This is a genomic window from Micromonospora sp. NPDC047740, assembly GCF_043204735.1.
In the GTDB taxonomy this organism is placed as follows: Bacteria; Actinomycetota; Actinomycetes; order Mycobacteriales; family Micromonosporaceae; genus Micromonospora.
In genome coordinates this window covers 16,329-35,529 of sequence record NZ_JBIDCT010000030.1, presented here as the reverse complement: position 1 = coordinate 35,529, position 19,201 = coordinate 16,329, and the positions used below count along the sequence as shown (strand labels likewise).

Here is a 19,201-nt window from a genome sequence, read left to right as displayed (position 1 = left end):
GTTGATGGCCGCGACCACGATCGGCGCGCCTCGTCATGACCCGAAGGTCATCAAGGCTCTGCGCAACTTCGCCATCTCGATCACGGTGTTCAACATCGTCGGCTACACCCTGCTGGGATTCGAGCAGCCCTTCGTCTGGCCGTTCGTGGCCCTGGCCACCGGCTACTCCCTGGAGATCGTGCTCGAGGTGATCGGCGCCCGCGCCGAGGGACGCCGCCCCCGGTTCACCGGCAACGGCTTCCGCGGGCTCGTCGAGTTCCTCTACCCGGCCCACATCACCAGCCTCGCGATGAACATGCTGATCTACGTCAACGACCAGATCATCGCGCTGATCTTCGGGGTCTGCGTCGCCATCGGCGCCAAGTGGGTGCTCCAGGCACCGGTACGCGGGCGGATGCGGCACTACATGAACCCGTCGAACTTCGGCATCACCGTGATCCTGCTGGTCTTCCCGTGGGCCAGCATCGCCCCGCCGTACCACTTCACCGAGCACATCTCGGGGCCGCTGGACTGGGCGCTGCCCGCCCTGATCATCGTCGGCGGCACCATGATCAACGGAAAGCTCACCGGGCGGATGTGGCTGATCCTCGGCTGGGTGCTCGTCTTCGCGCTCCAGGCCGTCGTCCGGGGCCTGATCCTGGACACCTCCATCCCCGGCGCGCTGGCGATGATGACCGGCACCGCGTTCGTCCTCTTCACCAACTACATGGTCACCGACCCGGGCACCAGCCCGTCGAAGCCCTGGCCCCAGTTCCTCTTCGGCGCCAGCGTGGCGATCGTGTACGCCTTCCTCACCGGCGCGGGGATCGCGTACGGCATCTTCTTCGCCACCGCGCTGGTGTGCCTCGGCCGGGGCATCTTCCACTGGTCGCTGCACTTCGTGAACAAGGCCCGCGAGCGGGCCGACACGCCGCCGGCCGCCCTGCGGGACGCGCCGGTCTCGCCCGCGCCCGCGGCGAACGTCAACGGGACTCGAAGCGAGGTGCTGGCATGAGCGAGCGTCAGCGAGCGAACCATCAGTACAGCAGCGAGGTGCTGGCATGAGCAGGATCGCCATGGTGGGTATGGCGTGTCGCTACCCGGACGCCACCTCACCGAGGGAACTGTGGGAGAACGCGATCGCCGGGCGTCGGGCGTTCCGCCGCCTGCCCGACGTGCGGATGCGGCTGGACGACTACTGGGACGCCGACCCGGCCACCCCGGACCGGTTCTACGCCCGCAACGCCGCGGTGATCGAGGGTTACGAGTTCGACCGGGTCGCCTACAAGGTAGCCGGCAGCACGTTCCGCTCGACCGACCTGACCCACTGGCTGGCGCTGGACGTCGCGGCCACAGCCCTCGCCGACGCGGGCTTCCCGATGGCCGAAGGCCTGCCCCGGGACCGGACCTGCGTCATCGTCGGCAACAGCCTCACCGGTGAGTTCTCCCGGGCCAACCAGCTGCGGCTGCGCTGGCCGTACGTCCGGCGGATGGTCGCCGCCGCGCTCAAGGAGCAGGACTGGAACGACGACCAGCTCGCCGAGTTCCTCGCCGACTTCGAGACCCGCTACAAGTCGCCGTTCCCTGAGATCGACGAGGACACCCTCGCCGGCGGCCTCTCCAACACCATCGCCGGTCGGATCTGCAACCACTTCGACCTCAAGGGCGGCGGCTACACCGTGGACGGCGCCTGCTCGTCCTCCCTGCTGTCCGTGGCGACCGCCTGCAAGACGCTGCTCGACGGCGAGGTCGACGTCGCCGTGGCCGGTGGGGTGGACCTGTCCATCGACCCGTTCGAGATCGTCGGGTTCGCCAAGACCGGCGCGCTCGCCCGCAACGAGATGCGGGTGTACGACCGCAACTCCAACGGGTTCTGGCCCGGCGAGGGGTGCGGCATGGTCGTCCTGATGCGCGAGCGGGAGGCGCTGGAGGCCGGGCACCGGATCTACGCCACGATCGCCGGTTGGGGCATCTCCTCCGACGGCAAGGGCGGCATCACCCGCCCGGAGGTCAACGGCTACCAGTTGGCGCTGCGCCGGGCGTACGAGCGGGCCGGCTTCGGCATCGAGACGGTCGGCCTCTTCGAGGGGCACGGCACCGGCACCGCGGTCGGCGACGCCACCGAGCTGCGGGCACTGTCCACCGCCCGGCGGGCCGCCGACTCCGCCGCCGCTCCGGCCGCGATCAGCTCCATCAAGGGCATGATCGGCCACACCAAGGCGGCGGCCGGCGTCGCCGGGCTGATCAAGGCCGCCATGGCCGTGCACCACGAGGTGCTGCCGCCGGCGATCGGCTGCGCGGACCCGCACGAGCTGCTCACCAGCGACGACGCGGCGCTGCGGGTGCTGCCGAAGGCGGAGCGCTGGCCCACCGACGTGCCGGTCCGCGCCGGCATCACGGCGATGGGCTTCGGCGGCATCAACACCCACGTGGTGCTGGAGAAGCGTCAGGCGCGCCGCCGTTCCAGCCTGGACAGCCGGACCCGCAGCCTCGCCTCGTCCCGCCAGGACGCGGAGCTGCTGCTGCTGGACGCGCTGTCCGTGGCGGACCTGCGCGAGCGGGTGGCCAAGCTGCTCGAGTTCGTGCCGCACGTGTCGTACGCGCAGCTCGCCGATTTGGCCGCCACCCTGCACGGCGAGCTGCGCGACCTGCCGTACCGGGCCGCCGTGGTCGTCTCCTCGCCCGAGGAGGCCGAGCGGCAGCTCCAGCGGATCGCCGACGCGCTGGACGCCGGGGAGGCGCGGCTCTTCTCCCCGGACGGGCGCTGCTTCCTCAACCACGCCACCGGCACCGCCCGGATCGGCTACCTCTTCCCCGGTCAGGGCTCCGGCCGGGGCACCAGCGGCGGCGCCCTGCGCCGGCGGTTCCCGGAGGTCGACGAGGTGTACCGGCGGGCGGCCCTGCCCACCTCGGGTGACATGGTGGCCACCGCGGTCGCCCAGCCGCGGATCGTCACCGGCTCGATGGCCGGTCTCACCGCCCTCACCGACCTCGGGCTGGAGGCCGCCGTGGCGGTCGGGCACAGCCTCGGTGAGCTCTCCGCCCTGCACTGGGCCGGCGCCATGGACGCGGAGACCCTGCTGCAGGTCGCCGGCGTACGCGGCGGCACCATGGCCGAGCACAGCGCCTCCGGCACCATGGCCGGCATCGCCGCCTCGGCCGAGACGGTGACCCGGATGATCGACGGCACCGAACTGGTCGTCGCCGGCTACAACGGCCCGGAGCAGACCGTGGTGGCCGGCCCGGTCCAGGCGGTGGAGGAGTTCTGCGCCGAGGCCCGCCAGGCGGGCCTCGGCGCGACCCGGCTCAACGTGTCGCACGCCTTCCACTCGCCGCTGGTGGCCCCCGCCGCCGCGGCCTTCGCCGAGCGGCTCGCCGCCGAGGACTTCGGTCCGGTCGGCCGCCCGGTGGTCTCCACCGTGACCGGTGAGGTGCTCGGCCCCGACACCGACATCCCGGCGCTGCTGCACCGCCAGATCACCGACGCCGTGCTGTTCCGGCAGGCGGTGACGGTGGCGGCCAAGGACATCGACCTGTTCGTGGAGGTCGGGCCCGGGCACGTGCTCACCGGTCTGGCGGCCGCGACGACCGAGATTCCCGCGGTGGCCCTGGACACCGACGACGAGTCCCTCGGCGGGCTGCTGCGGGTGGTCGCGGCCGCGTACGTCGTGGGCGCGCCGGACGTGCACAGCGGGCTGTTCCACGGCCGGCTGGTGCGGCCGCTGGCGGTGGGGCAGACGTTCACCTTCTTCGGCAGCCCCTGCGAACAGGCCCCCGAGGTGACCGTCCGGCAGGCCGCCCGGCCCGCCGAGGCGCGGCCGACCGGGGTGGTCGAGCCGGCCCGCGAGGGCGAGTCCAGCCTGGACCTGCTCCGCCGGCTCGCCGCCGAGCGGGCCGAGCTGCCGGTCGAGATGGTGCACGACGACAGCCGGCTCCTCGACGACCTGCACCTCAGCTCCATCACCGTGGGGCAGGTGGTCAACCAGGCGGCCCAGCAGCGCGGGATCGCCGCCTCGGCCACGCCGACCAACTTCGCCACCGCCACCGTCCGCGAGCTGGCCGAGGCGCTGGAGGAGCTGGCGGCGACCGCCCGGCCCGGCGAGACCGGCGCCGCGCCGGTGGTGACCGGCGCGGCGCCCTGGGCGAGGGCGTTCCGCGTCGACCTGGACGTGGCGGCGCTGCCGGCGGTGCGCGCCGAGGAGAGCGACGGGCGCTGGCAGGTGTTCGCCCCCGACGACCACCCGCTCGCGGCGCGGCTGCGCCAGGCGTTGCAGCAGCGTGGGGTCGGCTCGGGCGTACTGGTCTGCCTGCCGCCCGACTGTGCCGAGGAGCAGCTGGAGCTGGCGCTGCTCGGCGCCCGCGCCGCGCTGGCGGCCGGCCCGGACACCCGGTTCGTCCTGCTGCAGCACGGGGCCGGAGCGGCCGGGTTGGCCCGGACGCTGCGGCTGGAGGCGCCCCAGCTGCGGGTGACGGTCGTGGACGCTCCGCAGGCCGGCGAGATGGTCGACCGGGTGCTCGACGAGGTCGCCGCGACGGCGGACTACGCCGAGGTCCACTACGACGAGACCGGCGTACGCCGGGTGCCCGTCCTGCGTGCCCTGCCGGTGCGGGCCGGGCGGACCGAACAGCCGCTGGGCGCCGACGACGTGCTGCTGGTCACCGGCGGAGGCAAGGGCATCACGGCGGAGTGTGCGCTCGCGCTGGCCGCCGACGCCGGGGCGCGGCTGGCCGTGCTGGGCCGGTCGGACCCGGCCGAGGACGACGAGTTGGCGACCAACCTGCGCCGGATGGCCGACAGCGGGGTCACCGTCCACTACGCCCGCGCCGACGTCACCGACGCCGAGCAGGTCCGCCGGGCCGTGGCCGAGGTGACCGGGGCGCTCGGACCGGTCACCGCGGTGCTGCACGGCGCCGGCCGCAACGAGCCGGCCGCGCTGACCGGCGTCGACATGGCGGCGGTACGGCGTACGTTCGCGCCGAAGGTCGGCGGGCTGCGGGCCGTGCTCGACGCGGTCGACCCGGACCGGCTGCGCCTGCTGGTCACCTTCGGCAGCATCATCGGCCGCGCCGGCCTGCGCGGCGAGGCGCACTACGCCACCGCCAACGAGTGGCTGGCCGGCCTGACCACCGACTTCGGCCGCCGGCACCCGCGGTGCCGCGCCCTCTGCCTGGAGTGGTCGGTCTGGTCGGGCGTGGGCATGGGGGAGCGGCTGTCCGTGGTGGAGAACCTGGCCCGCGAGGGCGTCACCCCGATCTCACCCGAGCAGGGCGTGGCGCTGATGCGGCGCCTGGTCGCCGACCCGGACGTGCCGCCGGTGGTGGTGGTCAGCGGGCGGACCCAGGGCATCGACACGGTCCGGTACGACCGGCCCGAGCTGCCGCTGCTCCGGTTCGTCGACAAGCCCCTGGTCAACTACCACGGGGTGGAGCTGGTCTGCGAGACCACGCTCAGCGCCGGATCCGACCTCTACCTCGCCGACCACCTGCTGGACGGCAACCTGCTCTTCCCGGCGGTGTTCGGGATGGAGGCGATGGCCCAGGTGGGCACCGCCCTCACCGGCCGCCGCACCGTGCCCCGCATCGAGCAGGCCGAGTTCAGCCGGCCGATCGTCGTGCCGCCGGACGGTGCCACCACGATCCGGATCGCCGCGGTGGCCACCGACGACGACACCGTGGAGGTGGCCATCCGCAGCGCGGAAACCGGCTTCGCCGCCGAGCACTTCCGGGCCCGGCTGGTCTTCTCCACCGATCCAACGCCGGCCGGGCCGCCCGACCAGGTCGGCGCGGGGCTGCCGGAGGTGCCGCTCGACCCGCAGCGTGACCTCTACGGCGACACACTGTTCCAGGGCGGCCGGTTCCAGCGGCTGCGCCGCTACCACCGGGCGGCGGCCCGGCACGTCGACGTGGACGTGGCCGTGGTCGGCGGGACCGACTGGTTCGCCGGGTTCCTCCCCGGCGACCTGCTGCTCGGCGACCCCGGCATGCGGGACGCGTTGATGCACGGCAACCAGGTCTGCGTGCCCGACGGGACGCTGCTCCCGGCGGGCATCGAACGGATCCACCCCGGCGGTCCCAAGCTCGCCGCGAACCGGGAACTGCGCTACTGCGCCACCGAGCGCAGCCGGGACGGCGACACCTACGTCTACGACATCGCCGTCCGCGACGACAGCGGCGAGGTGGTCGAACGCTGGGCCGGCCTGCGCCTGCACGCCGTACGCAAGAAGGGCGGGGCTGGTCCCTGGGTGGCGCCGCTGCTCGGCTCCTACCTGGAACGCACCCTCGGCGACCTGGTCGGCGCCGCGGTGGCGGTCGCGGTGGAGCCGGACGGTCCGACGGAGGCCGACGGGGTGGCCGGGCGGCGGGCCCGCACCGCGGTGGCCGTCGGCCGGGCAGTCGGCGCCCCGGTCCAGGTGCGGTACCGGCCGGACGGGGCACCCGAGATCGACGGTGACCGGGCCGTCTCCGCCGCGCACGGCGCCGGCGTGACGCTCGCGGTGGCCGGAGCCGGGCCGCTGGCCTGCGACGTGGAGGAGGTCCAGCCGCGGGACCGGCAGGACTGGCGGGATCTGCTCGGCTCGTACGACGACCTGGTGGAGCTGATCGCCCGGGAGGCCGGCGAGAGCGTCGACGCCGCCGCGAGCCGGGTCTGGACCGCCGTCGAGTGCCTGCAGAAGGCGGGCCTGCCGGGCGCCCCGTTGACCCTGACCCCGCCGAAGCGGGACGGCTGGGTGGTGCTCACCGCCGGCACCGTGGCGGTGGCGACCCTGTTGACCCGGCTGCGCGACCGCGCCGAGCCGGTGGTCTTCGCGATCCTGACCGGCAAGGGGGAGCAGCGGTGAGCGACTACTTCGAGTACCCGCACGTCGTGGGATTCGAGGAGACCAACATCGTCGGCAACGTCTACTACGTGAACTACCTGCGCTGGCAGGGACGGTGCCGGGAGATGTTCCTCAAGCGCAACGCCCCCGAGGTGCTGGCCGATCTGCAGGGCGACCTCAAGCTGTTCACCCTGAAGGTCGACTGCGAGTTCTTCGCCGAGATCACCGCGTTCGACGAACTGTCGATTCGGATGCGGCTGGTGGACCTGGCGCAGACGCAGGTCGAGTTCAGCTTCGACTACGTACGCCTGGACCCGGGCGGCGGCGAGACCCTGATCGCCCGGGGACGGCAACGGGTGGCGTGCATGCGCGGGCCGAACACCCGCACCGTGCCCACCCGGGTGCCCGAGCCGCTGATCCGGGCGCTGGAACCGTACCGGGCCCTGGCCCGGGCCTGACCCGACAGGGACCGCGAGGAGGGGACCAACGTGAGCGTCGACCACCAACCGTCCGGGCAGGTCACCGATACCAAACAGCTACGGGGAGCCTTCGGCACCTTCGCCACCGGGGTCACCGTGGTGACCGTGGGCGGCCCGGCTCCGCACGGCATGACCGCCAACTCGTTCACGTCGGTCTCCCTGGACCCGCCCCTGGTGCTGGTCTGCGTGGAGCGGCGGGCGGTCATGCACGAGGCCCTGCAGGCCGCCGGCACGTTCGGGGTGTCGGTGCTGGCCGCCGACCAGGAGAAGGTCGCCCGCCACTTCGCCGACAAGTGGCGGCCGCTCGGCCGGGCCCAGTTCGACGCTGTCGACTGGGTGCCCGGCCGGGCGACCGGGGCGCCGCTGATCGAGGGCGCCCTGGCCCGTTTCGAGTGCACGCTGTGGCAGGCGTACGACGGCGGCGACCACACCATCTTCATCGGTCGGCTGCTGTCGGTGGAACGGCAGCGGGAGGAGGAACCGGTGCTCTTCCTCCGCGGCCGGTTCCGTCAGGTCGGCGCGGAACACAGCGAGGTGGGGCGGTGACCGTCACCAGGAGCCGGGCCGTGCCGCCGGGCCCCTCCGGCGTCGCCCTGCTGCCGACACTGTGGAAGTTCGGCTTCGACCGGCTGGGGCTGATGACCTCGGCGGCCCGTACGTTCGGCGACGCCGTGCGACTCGCCCCCGAGCCGAAGCCGTTCTACTTCTTCAACCATCCGGACCACGCCAAGCACGTGCTGGCCGACAACAGCCGGAACTACCACAAGGGCATCGGCCTGGTGCACGCCCGACGGGCGCTCGGCGACGGGCTGCTGACCAGCGAGGGCGAGCTGTGGCGCAAGCAGCGGCGGGCGATCCAGCCGGTCTTCCAGGCCAAGCGGATCGCGCAGCAGGCCGGGGTGGTCGCCGAGGAGGGGGCCCGGTTCGTGGACCGGCTACGGGCCACCGCGCCCGCACAGCCGGTGGACGTGATCGAAGGACTGACCGACCTGACGCTCGGCGTGCTCGGTCGTACCCTGCTCGACACCGACCTGAGCGCCTACCACTCGGTCGGCCGGTCGTTCGAGGCGATGCAGGACCAGGCGATGTTCGAGTTGGCCACGATGAGCGCCGTACCGATGTGGGTGCCGCTGCCCAAGCAGGTGCGGTTCCGGCGGGCGCGGCGCAACCTGCAACGGGTGGTGGACCGGCTGGTGGCCGACCGGATCGCCCGGGACGGGGAGAGCGTCGCCGGCGACGACGCCCTGTCCCGGCTCATCCAGTCCACCCGGGAGGAGCGCGACCCCCGGGTCGGCCGGCAGCGGATGCGGGACGAACTGATCACGTTGCTGCTGGCCGGGCACGAGACGACGGCCAGCACACTGGGCTGGTCGCTGCACCTGGTCGACGAGCACCCCGAGGTGCGGGAGGGGCTGCACGCCGAGGCGGTCGAGGTCCTGGGCGACCGCCTGCCGACATACGAGGACCTGCACCGGTTGCGCTACACCACCATGGTGGTGGAGGAGGTGATGCGCCTCTTCCCGCCGGTGTGGATGCTGTCCCGCAAGGCGCAGGGCCCGGACACGGTGGCCGGCTACGACGTACGGGCCGGTGCGGACGTGCTGATCTGCCCCTACACGTTGCACCGGCACCCGGCCTTCTGGGCGCAACCCGAGCGGTTCGACCCGGGCCGGTTCGACCCGGCGCACCGGCCCGACCGACCGCGCTATGCCTACCTCCCGTTCGGCGCCGGCCCCCGGTTCTGCGTGGGCAACCACCTGGGCATGCTCGAGGCGGTCTTCGTGCTGGCCCTGATCTCCCGCGAACTGCGGCTGACCAAGGTGCCCGGTTACCGGGCCGTACCCGAGCCGATGCTGTCATTGCGGGTCCGGGGTGGCCTGCCAATGCACGTCCATCCGGTCCGCTGAGGCGGCGACCGACGCCCCCGCACCGACATCGGTGCGGGGGCCGTGTCACGGCCGCAGTTAGCCGTGGCGCGCGCCGATCGTCCGCCGTCGCGCCCGCTCCCGCCGCAGCGCCGATTGCCGGGCGTCCAGCAACGCGAGCAGTACGGGCGGGTCGACGATCCGCATGGGCTGGAGCGAGAGGTCCACCTCCAGGGATCTGTGCCGGGTGATCAGCAGGGGCCCGATGCTGCCGACCCAGGTGGCGTCCGCCGCCGGCACCTTCTCCTCATGCGGTCCGACCGAGTGGGCCAGCAGGTGCCACGCCCCGGCGGGTACCGGGTCGAGAGTGAACTGTCCCGGGGTGTCGAGAATGCGGCACTGCACGGGCCGGCCCTCGGGAATTCGCTGCGGGAACATCCCCACGAAGACCCGGTTCGCGGGCATCCCCGGAGCTCCGGTGATTCGCCCGCGTACCGTCCCTCCCGGCCGGTCGGCGACCGCGTGCCCGTCGGCGATGGGGACGTGGGTGGTGAATCCCCCCAGGCGCCGGAATGTGGTGGGTGACAATCCGACGCTGCGGGTGAACCGCGAGCTGAACGTCCCGACGCTGGAGTAGCCGACTCGCAGGCTGACGTCCGCGACGCTGAGCGAGGTGGACCTCAACAGGCGTTTGGCCTGCTGCAGTCGCAGGGCGGAGAGGAACCGCCCCGGTGAGACTCCGGTGGCTCGTTGGAAGATACGGGTAAAGTGGAACTTGCTGAACAGGGCCGTCTTCGCCATGTCGTCAACAGTCAATTGATCTGCAAGATTCTCTTGCATGTATTCAATGACTCGTTCGGCAGCCCTCACGCTCGGATCCTTCAAAGCCTCCCCCTTGCCAAAACGGCTAGACAGTGGCTCTCGGTGCAATGCGCTCCCATTCTGAATGGCGGAGACGGCTGACTCGTCCCCATCGCAGGCCGCCCTGTCCGCTCGTATCAGATGGGCGTGAGCAATTGGCGTTCACCACTGTCCGTGCCGAGATGATGCTAGCGGGGGCCTGCTGGGGCGTGCAACATCTACGGCGATGACGCGACTACAGTGAGTGACGATCGAGGTGGAGTGCAAGGGTGACGCAGCGCAACGACATGGCCGCCTGGCCGTGAAAATGATGATTCACGGTTCCTATTCTTCATCCGGCAACAGGTCGTTGAAGTGTCCTTAATGGTTGCTGAAGACGCTTGGAGTGCGAGGCTGAGCGCTGTCGCAAACTTGTCACAACCTTTGCTATATCGAATAGTCCGACTTCGATGTCCTTCCTGAAAACCCGGCAACTGCGGTGAGTTGTCGATAGCAACCATCAAGCGTCGGGCGGCTGCACTGCGCGTAATCAGGCGCCATGCGGCGAGGCCGGTTGTCGCATCGCGAGCCATTTCGGCGCCCGCGCCGTGATGGTCCGGTTGCGGCGGGCGTCCGGCGGGAGAGGGGTTCGCCGCGGTCGAAGCGGCGGCCCCCGACGCGGACTGTCGTCGTCCCCGGGTCCGGTCAACCACGTCGGTTGCCGAACGAAACCGAGTGCTGGGCGTCGGCGTCCACCTCGGCCGGAGGCCGCCGACCAGCGGCGCGCCGGCGTCCCCGCCAGCCAGGTCATCGAGCTGCCGCCGGAGCCCAGCGAGGTGGCGCTGTCGGTGCGGGGCTGGCGATGGCCGAACGGGGGAGACGGCGGCGGGTCGAGCCGCGGGGGGCTCGGTGGGTGTGAGATGCGGCGACGTCGGCACGCTGTTCGACACCGGCATCTCGCCGAGCGTGTTAACGCCAATGGCGACCAAAGGTTACGGCCTGTAGCGAGTCCGGCGCGTTTGAGCAACTTTGAAGAAGCCCCGCCAACGGAGGGCCTCGTCCGGACCCCGTCGGACCCGCCACCGGTCGACCGAGGCCGCGGGTCGACGCCGAATTCGACGGCATGGTCTAGCGGTTGGCCCTGTCGGCGCTGGGCGGAGCGCGTCCGGACGTGACGACTATGATCGGCTGCCGTGACCGCAGCGGGAAACGACCGACCACCGACCGTCCGCCAGTTGCGCCTCGTCGTCGAGGCCGACGACTACGACGCCGCGGTCGCGTTCTTCCGGGACGCCTTGGGCCTGCCCGAGCAGGCGGCGTACTCGGGCGGTGACGGTGCCCGGGTGGTGATCCTGGAAGCCGGCCGGGCGACCCTGGAGCTGGCCAACCCCGCGCAGAAGCGGATGATCGACGAGGTGGAGGTCGGTAGGCAGGTCGCGCCCCGGCTACGGGTGGCGTTCGAAGTGGACGACAGCCGCGCGGTGACCGAGCGCCTGGTCGCCGCCGGCGCCACGGAGGTCGCCCCGCCGACGGTCACCCCGTGGCAGTCGCTCAACGCCCGCCTCGACGGACCCGCCGGCCTGCACCTCACCGTCTTCCAGGAACTGCTCGACTCGGAGGAACGCAGCACCCGGGACGGGTTCGGCACCGACGCCTGACGGACGAAATCCGCCTGCGGTCGGCGTTTCCAGTCGCCATAATCGCGGCCGTGCCCGATCCCGCCACCACACCCGTGCTCACCCCGGCGCAGACCGCCGCCCTGCGGTACGTCCGCGAGGTGGCGCTGCGGGACCGACCTGCGGCGCTGGGCGCCATCGCCCGACAACTCGCCAGCGCGGACCCGCCGTACCGGACCGAGGACGTCATCGCGGCGGTGGCCGCACGCGGGCGGTTGACGCTGAACTTCCACCCGGACCGGCTGCTGCCCGACGGCCGCGCGGTGGCCGAGGCGCTCGACCAGGAGGGCGTTTACCGCAGCCAGTTCGAAACCGGCATCTCCAACGGCGGTCTCACCGCGTTCCCCGGCGGGGACCGGGACCGCTGGGAGGAGACGCTCTTCGGCGGGGCGTACCAGCGGCCCGGTGTGCTCCCCGCGGAACGCCCGAAGTACGGCGGCCTGAACCTGCTGGACCACGCCGACGGCGCCTGCCCCCGGTTCGGCTCCTGCCACCTGCGGCTGCGCCCGGAGGCCCTGGCCAGAGCCACCTTCAGCTTCGGTGACAGCCACACGCAGCCAACGGACTTCGGCACGCTCGACATCTTCGAGCCGGTGCTCGCCGCGCTGCTGTCGGCCACTGCCGGTACCGGCGTCTGCCTCGGCGTGGCCGGCATGGACACCAGCACCCTGCTGCGTGCGCTGCTGCGCCGCCGGGCGCGGCAGTCCGGCGTGGCCGGGCGTGCCCTGGACGACTACATCGAGGCCCAGATCCACGGGGAGCTGAGTCTGGCCCGCGACGTCGAGGCCCTGGTGGTCGACCCGTCGTTCCGGGGCACCGAGGTGGAGCGGATCCTCGCCGGCATCGCTCGGCGGCACGGCTTTCCGCTGCGCTGGCACGCCGGCTTCGAGCTGCCAGTTGACGGCATCGACGCCGAATTCCGGGGTCCCGCGATCCCGCCGCTGGCCGCGCGGGTGCACGCCGAGTTCGCCCGCCCGGGGGAGCCTGTCGACGCCGCCCTGATCGGCCGGGCCGCCGCCTCGGTGCTGCGGGAACCGGACCGTTGGGGCGACCGGGGGCCGATCGAGGTCACCCTCCAGCACCTCAAGCAGCTCTGGCACGTCCTCGTCCGGTTCGGTAACCCGACGGCAGCCTGAGCGCTGTCGGCCCTTGGGGTCTTCGTCCCGTTCCGGTACGACTCGGTCGGCCCGTCCCGCACCCCATGTGACCTGGACCGCAGCCAGGGACCACTCCGGCATATCCGGAATGACGGACACGTCAACCTGGTTGTGTCCCCCGTACGGCCGGAACGTAAACCCGTACCGGTCAGTACTTCCCCCGAGGCTCGCTCACCCCGGAGCGCGTCGTAACGATCGAAAGGGCAACCATCGTGAAGCAGCACTTCACTCGATGGCTCCCCGCCATCGCCAAAACCGCGCAAGACAAGGCCGAACTCGTCGCCCGCCGCCTCCCCGGCCTCGCGAAGACCGCGCAGGACGAGCTCGTTGCCCGCCGGCTGCCCGCCCTCGCGAAGACCGCGCAGGACAAGGCCGAGCTCGTCGCCCGATCGCTTCCCGACATCGCCAAGAACCCGCGCCGCAAGGCCGCGCTGAGCATCGCCGGTGTGGCCGTCCTGGGCGGGCTGGCCATCGGCCCCAGCGCCTTCGCCGCGCCGGTCACCACCGGCCCGCACGCCGGCGCCGTCGCCGCCATCGACCTGGCCACCGGCAACAAGACCGCCACGGTCGAGTCCGGTCTCACCACCGCCAGCGACAAGGTTCCCACCAAGGCCGACCGGCCCAGCCGGGATGAACTCATCCCGCACGGCGTCGAGGGCGCCCAGTCGCGCATCCCGCTCAACGACGAGCAGGTCTCCAACGCCAAGGCCATCGTCAAGGCGGCCAAGGAGACCGGCGTGGGGGAGCGGGGCGCCGTAATCGGCGTCGCGACCTCCCTCCAGGAGTCGAAGCTGTACAACCTCGGCCACCTCGGCACGTACAACGACCACGACTCGGAGGGCCTGTTCCAGCAGCGCCCGTCGTCCGGTTGGGGTACGCCCGAACAGATCACCGACCCCGACTACGCGTCCAAGGCATTCTTCGGTGCGCTGAAGAACGTCGGCGACTGGCAGGACCTGCCGCTGACCGCCGCCGCGCAGACCGTGCAGGTGTCCGCCTTCCCGTACGCGTACGCGCAGTGGGAGGAGCAGGCGGCGGACATCGTCCAGCAGGTCTGGTGACCTCCCGCACCTCGCGAACCGGTCGGCCCTTCTGGGCCGGCCGGTTTCGTCTGCGCTGTCCTTGGTCGCGGTTCGGGTGCGGCCCGCCGTGCCCGGCTCCGGGCGGTCAGGGTTGATCACTGCGCGAACCTCGCGTCGTGGTCCGGCGCCGTCCGGATTTGTGGCCTGCGTGGTTCGCGTCCGGTGTACGTCGTGCCCGCTCGTCGCCCGGATTGTCCGGGCAAGCTCCCCTTTGGCTGGTCCTGGCTGGCGTGTCCTCGGTCCGCCCCTTTGCCGCCTCAGGGCGCGCTGTCGCGGAAAGTGGGGGCCTTGCGGCGCTCTGAGCGGCCCACTTTCCCCGAAAGTGCTGCCTCGTTTGCTGCGCCGAAGCGGTGATCGACTCCGCGTGCGGTATGTGGTGGTGTGGCGGGTGCTGGGTACCGCCTGGTGCGGCACCTGGAATGGATCTACGGGGGTTGCCGGCCGCCCGCCCGGGCGTTGTGCTCGGCGATGTCCGGTTTGCGGGTGACGGCCGGCATCGTCTGCCTGGAATCTCTGGCGGCCGGGGGTCGTTGAACACGGGTGCACGGCCGAGGAAGGCGCCCCGCGAGCCGGGGTCGCTCGGGTGGGCCCGGGTCGGAATGTTGGTGGTCCGCCGGTCGTTGCAGATGACTCGCGATCGAGGAAGCCGCCCCTCGTGTGGTGGGGTGGTCGGGCCCGGAATGTTGGCGGGCCGCCGGTCGTTGTACATGGTCCCGGCGCCGCGCAGGAGGCGAACCCCCCTCGCCCCGCGAGCCGCTGGTCGACAGACTTTTCCCCCTCTTGTTTGAGCGCCTGACGGTGCTTGCGCACATGTAGCCGACCCCCATCGGTGTGTGCGCCAATCCCCCGAATGGAGCTTTGGTCATGAACTCGATGCTGCGTAAGAGTGTTCTTGGTGTTGCTGGTCTGGCTTTCACCGGTGGTGTGTTCGCCGGTCCGATCGCTGCTCACGCCGATGCCCCGGCCATCGCTGTTGGGAAGCCGGTGGCGGCGGTGCAGGCCGACAAGCCGGACATGGGCAAGCTGGTGCCGCATGGTGTGCAGGGCGCCCAGTCGAAGATCACCCTGAACGACGAGCAGACCGCGAACGCGAAGGCGATCATCGCCGCGACGAAGAAGGCGGGGCTGCCGGAGCGGGCTGCGGTGATCTCGATCGCCACGAGTCTGCAGGAGTCGAAGCTGGAGAACCTGGGCCACCTCGGCGACGCCAATGACCACGACTCGCTGGGCCTGTTCCAGCAGCGCCCGAGCTCGGGTTGGGGTACGCCGGAGCAGATCACCAACCCGGAGTACGCGACCCTGGCGTTCGAGAAGGGTCTGAAGCAGATCGACGGCTGGCAGGACATGCCGCTGACCAAGGCCGCCCAGACCGTGCAGGTGTCGGCCTACCCGGACGCCTACGCCCAGTGGGAACAGCAGGCCGCCGACCTCGTCGCCCAGCACTGGAACAGCTGACACCACAGCCGAGCACCACAGCTGACAACCGAAAGAACGTGAACACGCCGCTGGCCGGCACCCCAAGACGGGTGCCGGCCAGCAGTGTCTCTGAGTTCGGCTTTTCAGGCCACCTGCGGCGGCGCCAACACCGCGCCGGCCGACTCACGCTGGGCGGCATGTCCTGCGCGACCGGCTGAGCGCTGCTCTACAGTGACCCGACCGGTTGCATTTCGCAACCGGGTGGGTCTCGCGGCGGAGGTGCGCGATGGGCAAGCTGATCTACTCGATGATCACGTCGGTGGACGGGTACGTGAGCGACCGCGACGGCAACTTCGGCTGGGGCGCGCCCGAGGCGGAGTCGCACGAGTTCATCAACTCGATCTCCGAGGGCGTCGGGACCTACCTGTACGGGCGGCGGATGTACGAGACGATGGTCTACTGGGAGACCGCGCACACGTTGCCGGACCAGCCGCCGTACATCCTCGATTACGCGCGGGTGTGGCAGGCCGCCGACAAGGTCGTCTACTCCACCACGCTGGACGGTGTCACCACTGGACGGACGCGGCTGGAGCGCACGTTCGACCCGGAGGCGGTGCGCCGGCTCAAGGCGGAGTCCGACCGCGACCTGACCGTGGACGGCCCCACCCTGGCGGCGCACGCGATCCGGGCCGGGCTGGTCGACGAGTACCAGCTGATCGTCGGCCCGGCGGTCGCCGGCGGCGGGCACCGCTTCTTCCCCGGCGACGTGCCGGCCGATCTCGACCTGCTCGACCACCGCGTCTTCAAGAACGGCGTGGTCTACCTGCGCTACGGCATCCAGGACGTCGCCTGACATGACACCCCGGGCGTACACGCTGACCGCGGCCGCCTTCGCCCTGCTGGCTGCCGTTCCGACTACCAGGCCAACGTTTCATGCTGAGCCACTAGGCTGACCAATTTGATTATGAATCGTCAGTGATCATAGATTGGTCGTGTGGACCTTCTTCGACTCTCACAGACTACGGCGCGTCTGTCGGTGTTCACCCGTGACGTTTGGTGGTTGGGCTGGTTCGGGGAGGATTCCGGTGGCGTGGGTCGGCCGTGAGGGTCGGTTCTGCGCGATCGATGGTGGGTCGTTGAGCCGGTGAGCGGGAAGCTGCGGCTGGGCGAAGGCGAGATGGCCCGGACTGCGTGTGCCCGTGCTGTGCTGCGTACCGGTGTGGATGAGGCAACCGGTGAGGTGCTGTCTCGGGCGGTGTTGGCGCAGCGGGTCGGTTGGTGTGCTGATCTGGTGGCGGGCATGGTGGCCGCGCTGGTCGGTGAGCGTTGGAATAGCGTGGATGTGGGGGTGTTGGCTGGCGGGGTGGATGCGGGTGGGCGGAGGTTGCCGTCGCAGGCGTGGATGGCGTTGCGGCGTCTGGGGTGGATGGTCGCTCCGCCTGGGGGTGTGAGGGTCAATGATCGGGTCGTGCGGATGGTGCAGGAGCAGGCGGGGCGTGTTCTGCGTTCGGCGGCGTGGCGTGCCGAGGTGACCGGCGGGGTCCTGGCGGCGTGGCCGGCTGATCCGCGCAAGCGCACTCCCGGCGAGTGGGATCAGGTTCGGGCCTCGATCCCCGGCGGCGAGTATCTGCCGTCCAGCGTTATCAAGGGCCGTATCCGGCAGGTCGTCACGTTCGTCAAGGTCAACGGTCGGCTGCCGGTGGATGTGTTCGAACTCGAAGGGGTTCCGAGGATTCCGCGGATGTTGCTGTTGGCCGCGTGTGATCGGCAGCAGGCCATCATCGAGCGTAGCGACACCGACCCGGGCAGGGCGCTGCTGCGCTTGCAACTGCCGTCACGTCCGGATCCGCGGACGTATCGGGACTGGACGTGGGTGGCGTGTCCGATCCGGTTGCCGTCCACGGTTCCCGCCTCGGCGGTGCTGCACCTGCCCACCCTCCGCCTCACCGACGGCAAGGTGCGTGCCGACATGGCATACACCCATGCCGTGCCGAAAGCCGCGCGCACCGGCCACACGGTGGCGGTCGGTGTGGATTGGGGCCTCAACACCCTCCTCAGCGCCGGTGCCCTACGACTGGGAAAGGACGGGCGGATCACGGCGTTGGGGGCGGGTGGACAGTTCCGGGCCGCTGGGGTCCTGGCCAAGCAGCACCGGCTGCGCCGTCACAGTGAGGGGCTGCATGCCAAGGCCGACCAGTACCAGCGGCTCATCGGCGGTGACGAGCGGCATCACCTTGTCGGCAAGCATGCGGTGATCCGGGACGAGATCCGCCACGTGTCCGCCCGCCGTTCGAACTTGAACGATGCGCTTGCGTGGGCTGCCGCCCGCTGGACCGTCGACCAGGCGATCGCCGCCCGGGCGACGGTGATCTATCTGGAAGACCTGCGGTCGATGGAAGCGCGGGGCATGGGGCACAGCCTGAACACGCGCCTGTCCCAGCAGGTCCGCGGAAAGATCAGCGACCGGATGCGGCACCTCGCCGCCGAGCACGGTATCGCCGTGGTCACCGTCCCCGCCCGGAACACCTCCAAGCACTGCCCGCAATGTTTGACCCCGCTACAGCACCGTAAAGCCCCCGACCGGCCCACCACACCGGGATGGAAGTGGGCCATCTGCCCCAACCAGTCCTGCCGCTGGCAGGGCGACCGCGACCACGGCGCCTGGCGGCGTATCGCCGCCCGCGGCCTCACCCACCAGGGCAAGACCGTCACCGAGAAGACCAGCGGCGCGATGGTGATCCGCTCGGTCGTCGACGGGCTCGAAGCCGCAGCCGTTGTCACCCCCAGCACCTCCAAGACCAGTCGGAGGGACCGGTCGAAGACCGGCCCCACCCGGCGCAAGCCAACACGCCCCGCGCCCAGGCGACGCGGGGCACCCTCCCCCACCAGACCTCACGGTCAGGCGGGCAAGCGTCCGGAGGGACACGCACCAACGGACCGGAAGCTGCCCCGCGCAGCCCACCGACACCAGGGCGTGAACACGATCAGCACACCCACCGCTGGCCACCGGCCACGAGGAGCCGCACTGGGCGCGGGATTCCATCTCCACGTCCATGCATCTCCACCGCGGTGGGAAACGATCCCGGAAACCCCATCCGACTCAGGATCGCTAAGCTGATCAGGGACGCTGATAGCGGTTGCAAAATGCAACCAGATACTTGGGCGGAGAGATGGCCAAGCTGATCAACACGGACATCGTGTCCCTCGACGGGTTCGTGAACGACGAGAACGTCAAGTTCGGCTGGAGCGAGCCGGTCGAAGAGGTGCACCGCTTCCTCAACGACCTGGACCGGGGCATCGGCACCCACCTGTACGGCCGCCGGCTCTACGACGTGATGTCCTACTGGGAGACGGCGCACGAGGAGCCCGGCCACCCCGACTTCATCCTCGACTACAGCGAGATCTGGCGCTCCGCCGACAAGATCGTGTATTCGTCCACGCTGGAGGAGCCGCGCAGCGCCCGCACCCGCATCGAGCGCACGTTCGACCCGGAGGCGGTTCGCGCGCTCAAGGAGTCGGCCACGCGCGACCTGGCGATCGGCGGCGCCAACCTGGCCGCCCAGGCCCACCGGGCCGGCCTGGTCGACGAAATCTGCCTGGTCATCTGCCCGGTGCTCGTCGGCGGTGGCACGCGCGCCCTCCCCGACGGCGTCCGCCGCAACCTGACCCTGCTCGACCAGCACACCTTCTCGAAGGGCACGATCTTCGCGCGTTATCGCGTGGACGGCTGACCCAGCATCCGCGCGCAGGCTGCCGTCGGGCAAGGCCCCGCGATGCGCCAGCTCGAACAGCGCCGCGAGCGTCCGGGCCGCAGCCCGGACGTCCGGGCCGTCTCTGGGCAGGTAGGCGCACGAAAGAGCCCCGGACCACCTGGCGTGGGGTCCGGGGC

At 71.1% G+C, this 19,201-nt stretch carries 13 protein-coding genes; 12 read left to right on the top strand and 1 reads right to left on the bottom strand.

Annotated features, from left to right (window positions below; genetic code table 11):
- The first annotated feature begins 4 nt into the window (after window positions 1-4).
- From ACGF4F_RS34800 to ACGF4F_RS34780, 5 genes are read left to right on the top strand one after another with little or no spacing between them, the layout of a single operon-like run.
- Window positions 5-994: an enediyne biosynthesis protein gene (locus tag ACGF4F_RS34800; protein WP_357445068.1), complete on the top strand. Its 990-nt coding sequence runs from the start codon at window positions 5-7 to the stop codon at window positions 992-994.
- Window positions 995-1,040: 46 nt separating this feature from the next.
- Window positions 1,041-6,818, top strand: a complete 5,778-nt coding sequence (locus tag ACGF4F_RS34795; protein ID WP_393084441.1) for an SDR family NAD(P)-dependent oxidoreductase — start codon at window positions 1,041-1,043, stop codon at window positions 6,816-6,818.
- Window positions 6,815-7,255, top strand: a complete 441-nt coding sequence (locus ACGF4F_RS34790) for an acyl-CoA thioesterase (RefSeq protein ID WP_357445075.1) — start codon at window positions 6,815-6,817, stop codon at window positions 7,253-7,255. Before ACGF4F_RS34795 ends, ACGF4F_RS34790 begins: the two co-directional genes overlap by 4 nt.
- Before the next feature lie 30 nt (window positions 7,256-7,285).
- Window positions 7,286-7,822, top strand: a complete 537-nt coding sequence (locus ACGF4F_RS34785) for a flavin reductase family protein (protein WP_357445079.1) — start codon at window positions 7,286-7,288, stop codon at window positions 7,820-7,822.
- Complete coding sequence (locus ACGF4F_RS34780; RefSeq protein WP_357445082.1) at window positions 7,819-9,183, top strand: cytochrome P450; 1,365 nt, start codon at window positions 7,819-7,821, stop codon at window positions 9,181-9,183. The genes ACGF4F_RS34785 and ACGF4F_RS34780 overlap by 4 nt, the downstream gene beginning before the upstream one ends.
- Before the next feature lie 57 nt (window positions 9,184-9,240).
- On the opposite strand, the gene ACGF4F_RS34775 is transcribed toward ACGF4F_RS34780, so the two are convergent.
- Complete coding sequence (locus ACGF4F_RS34775; protein WP_393084436.1) at window positions 9,241-9,981, bottom strand: helix-turn-helix domain-containing protein; 741 nt, start codon at window positions 9,979-9,981, stop codon at window positions 9,241-9,243.
- A 1,193-nt stretch (window positions 9,982-11,174) separates the two neighbouring features.
- Between ACGF4F_RS34775 and ACGF4F_RS34770 the strand changes: the two genes are divergently transcribed.
- The 7 genes from ACGF4F_RS34770 (at window position 11,175) to ACGF4F_RS34740 (ending at window position 19,043) form a co-directional block, all read left to right on the top strand.
- On the top strand, window positions 11,175-11,639 hold the full coding sequence (locus ACGF4F_RS34770) for a VOC family protein (protein WP_357445088.1): 465 nt from the start codon (window positions 11,175-11,177) through the stop codon (window positions 11,637-11,639).
- Window positions 11,640-11,689: 50 nt separating this feature from the next.
- Window positions 11,690-12,793: a DUF3626 domain-containing protein gene (locus ACGF4F_RS34765; protein WP_357445091.1), complete on the top strand. Its 1,104-nt coding sequence runs from the start codon at window positions 11,690-11,692 to the stop codon at window positions 12,791-12,793.
- A 233-nt stretch (window positions 12,794-13,026) separates the two neighbouring features.
- Window positions 13,027-13,875 (top strand): hypothetical protein, encoded by an 849-nt coding sequence (locus ACGF4F_RS34760; protein ID WP_393084432.1) that lies wholly within the window; start codon window positions 13,027-13,029, stop codon window positions 13,873-13,875.
- Window positions 13,876-14,760: 885 nt separating this feature from the next.
- Window positions 14,761-15,351, top strand: coding sequence for a hypothetical protein (locus ACGF4F_RS34755; protein ID WP_393084429.1), 591 nt, complete (start codon window positions 14,761-14,763; stop codon window positions 15,349-15,351).
- Between the two features lie 247 nt (window positions 15,352-15,598).
- Complete coding sequence (locus tag ACGF4F_RS34750) at window positions 15,599-16,165, top strand: dihydrofolate reductase family protein (RefSeq protein WP_357445096.1); 567 nt, start codon at window positions 15,599-15,601, stop codon at window positions 16,163-16,165.
- Window positions 16,166-16,612: 447 nt separating this feature from the next.
- Window positions 16,613-18,430, top strand: a complete 1,818-nt coding sequence (locus tag ACGF4F_RS34745; protein WP_393084426.1) for a zinc ribbon domain-containing protein — start codon at window positions 16,613-16,615, stop codon at window positions 18,428-18,430.
- Between the two features lie 52 nt (window positions 18,431-18,482).
- Window positions 18,483-19,043 carry a dihydrofolate reductase family protein gene (locus ACGF4F_RS34740; protein ID WP_357445099.1) on the top strand — a complete coding sequence of 187 codons (561 nt, stop codon included), beginning with the start codon at window positions 18,483-18,485 and terminating at the stop codon, window positions 19,041-19,043.
- Window positions 19,044-19,201 lie beyond the last annotated feature (158 nt).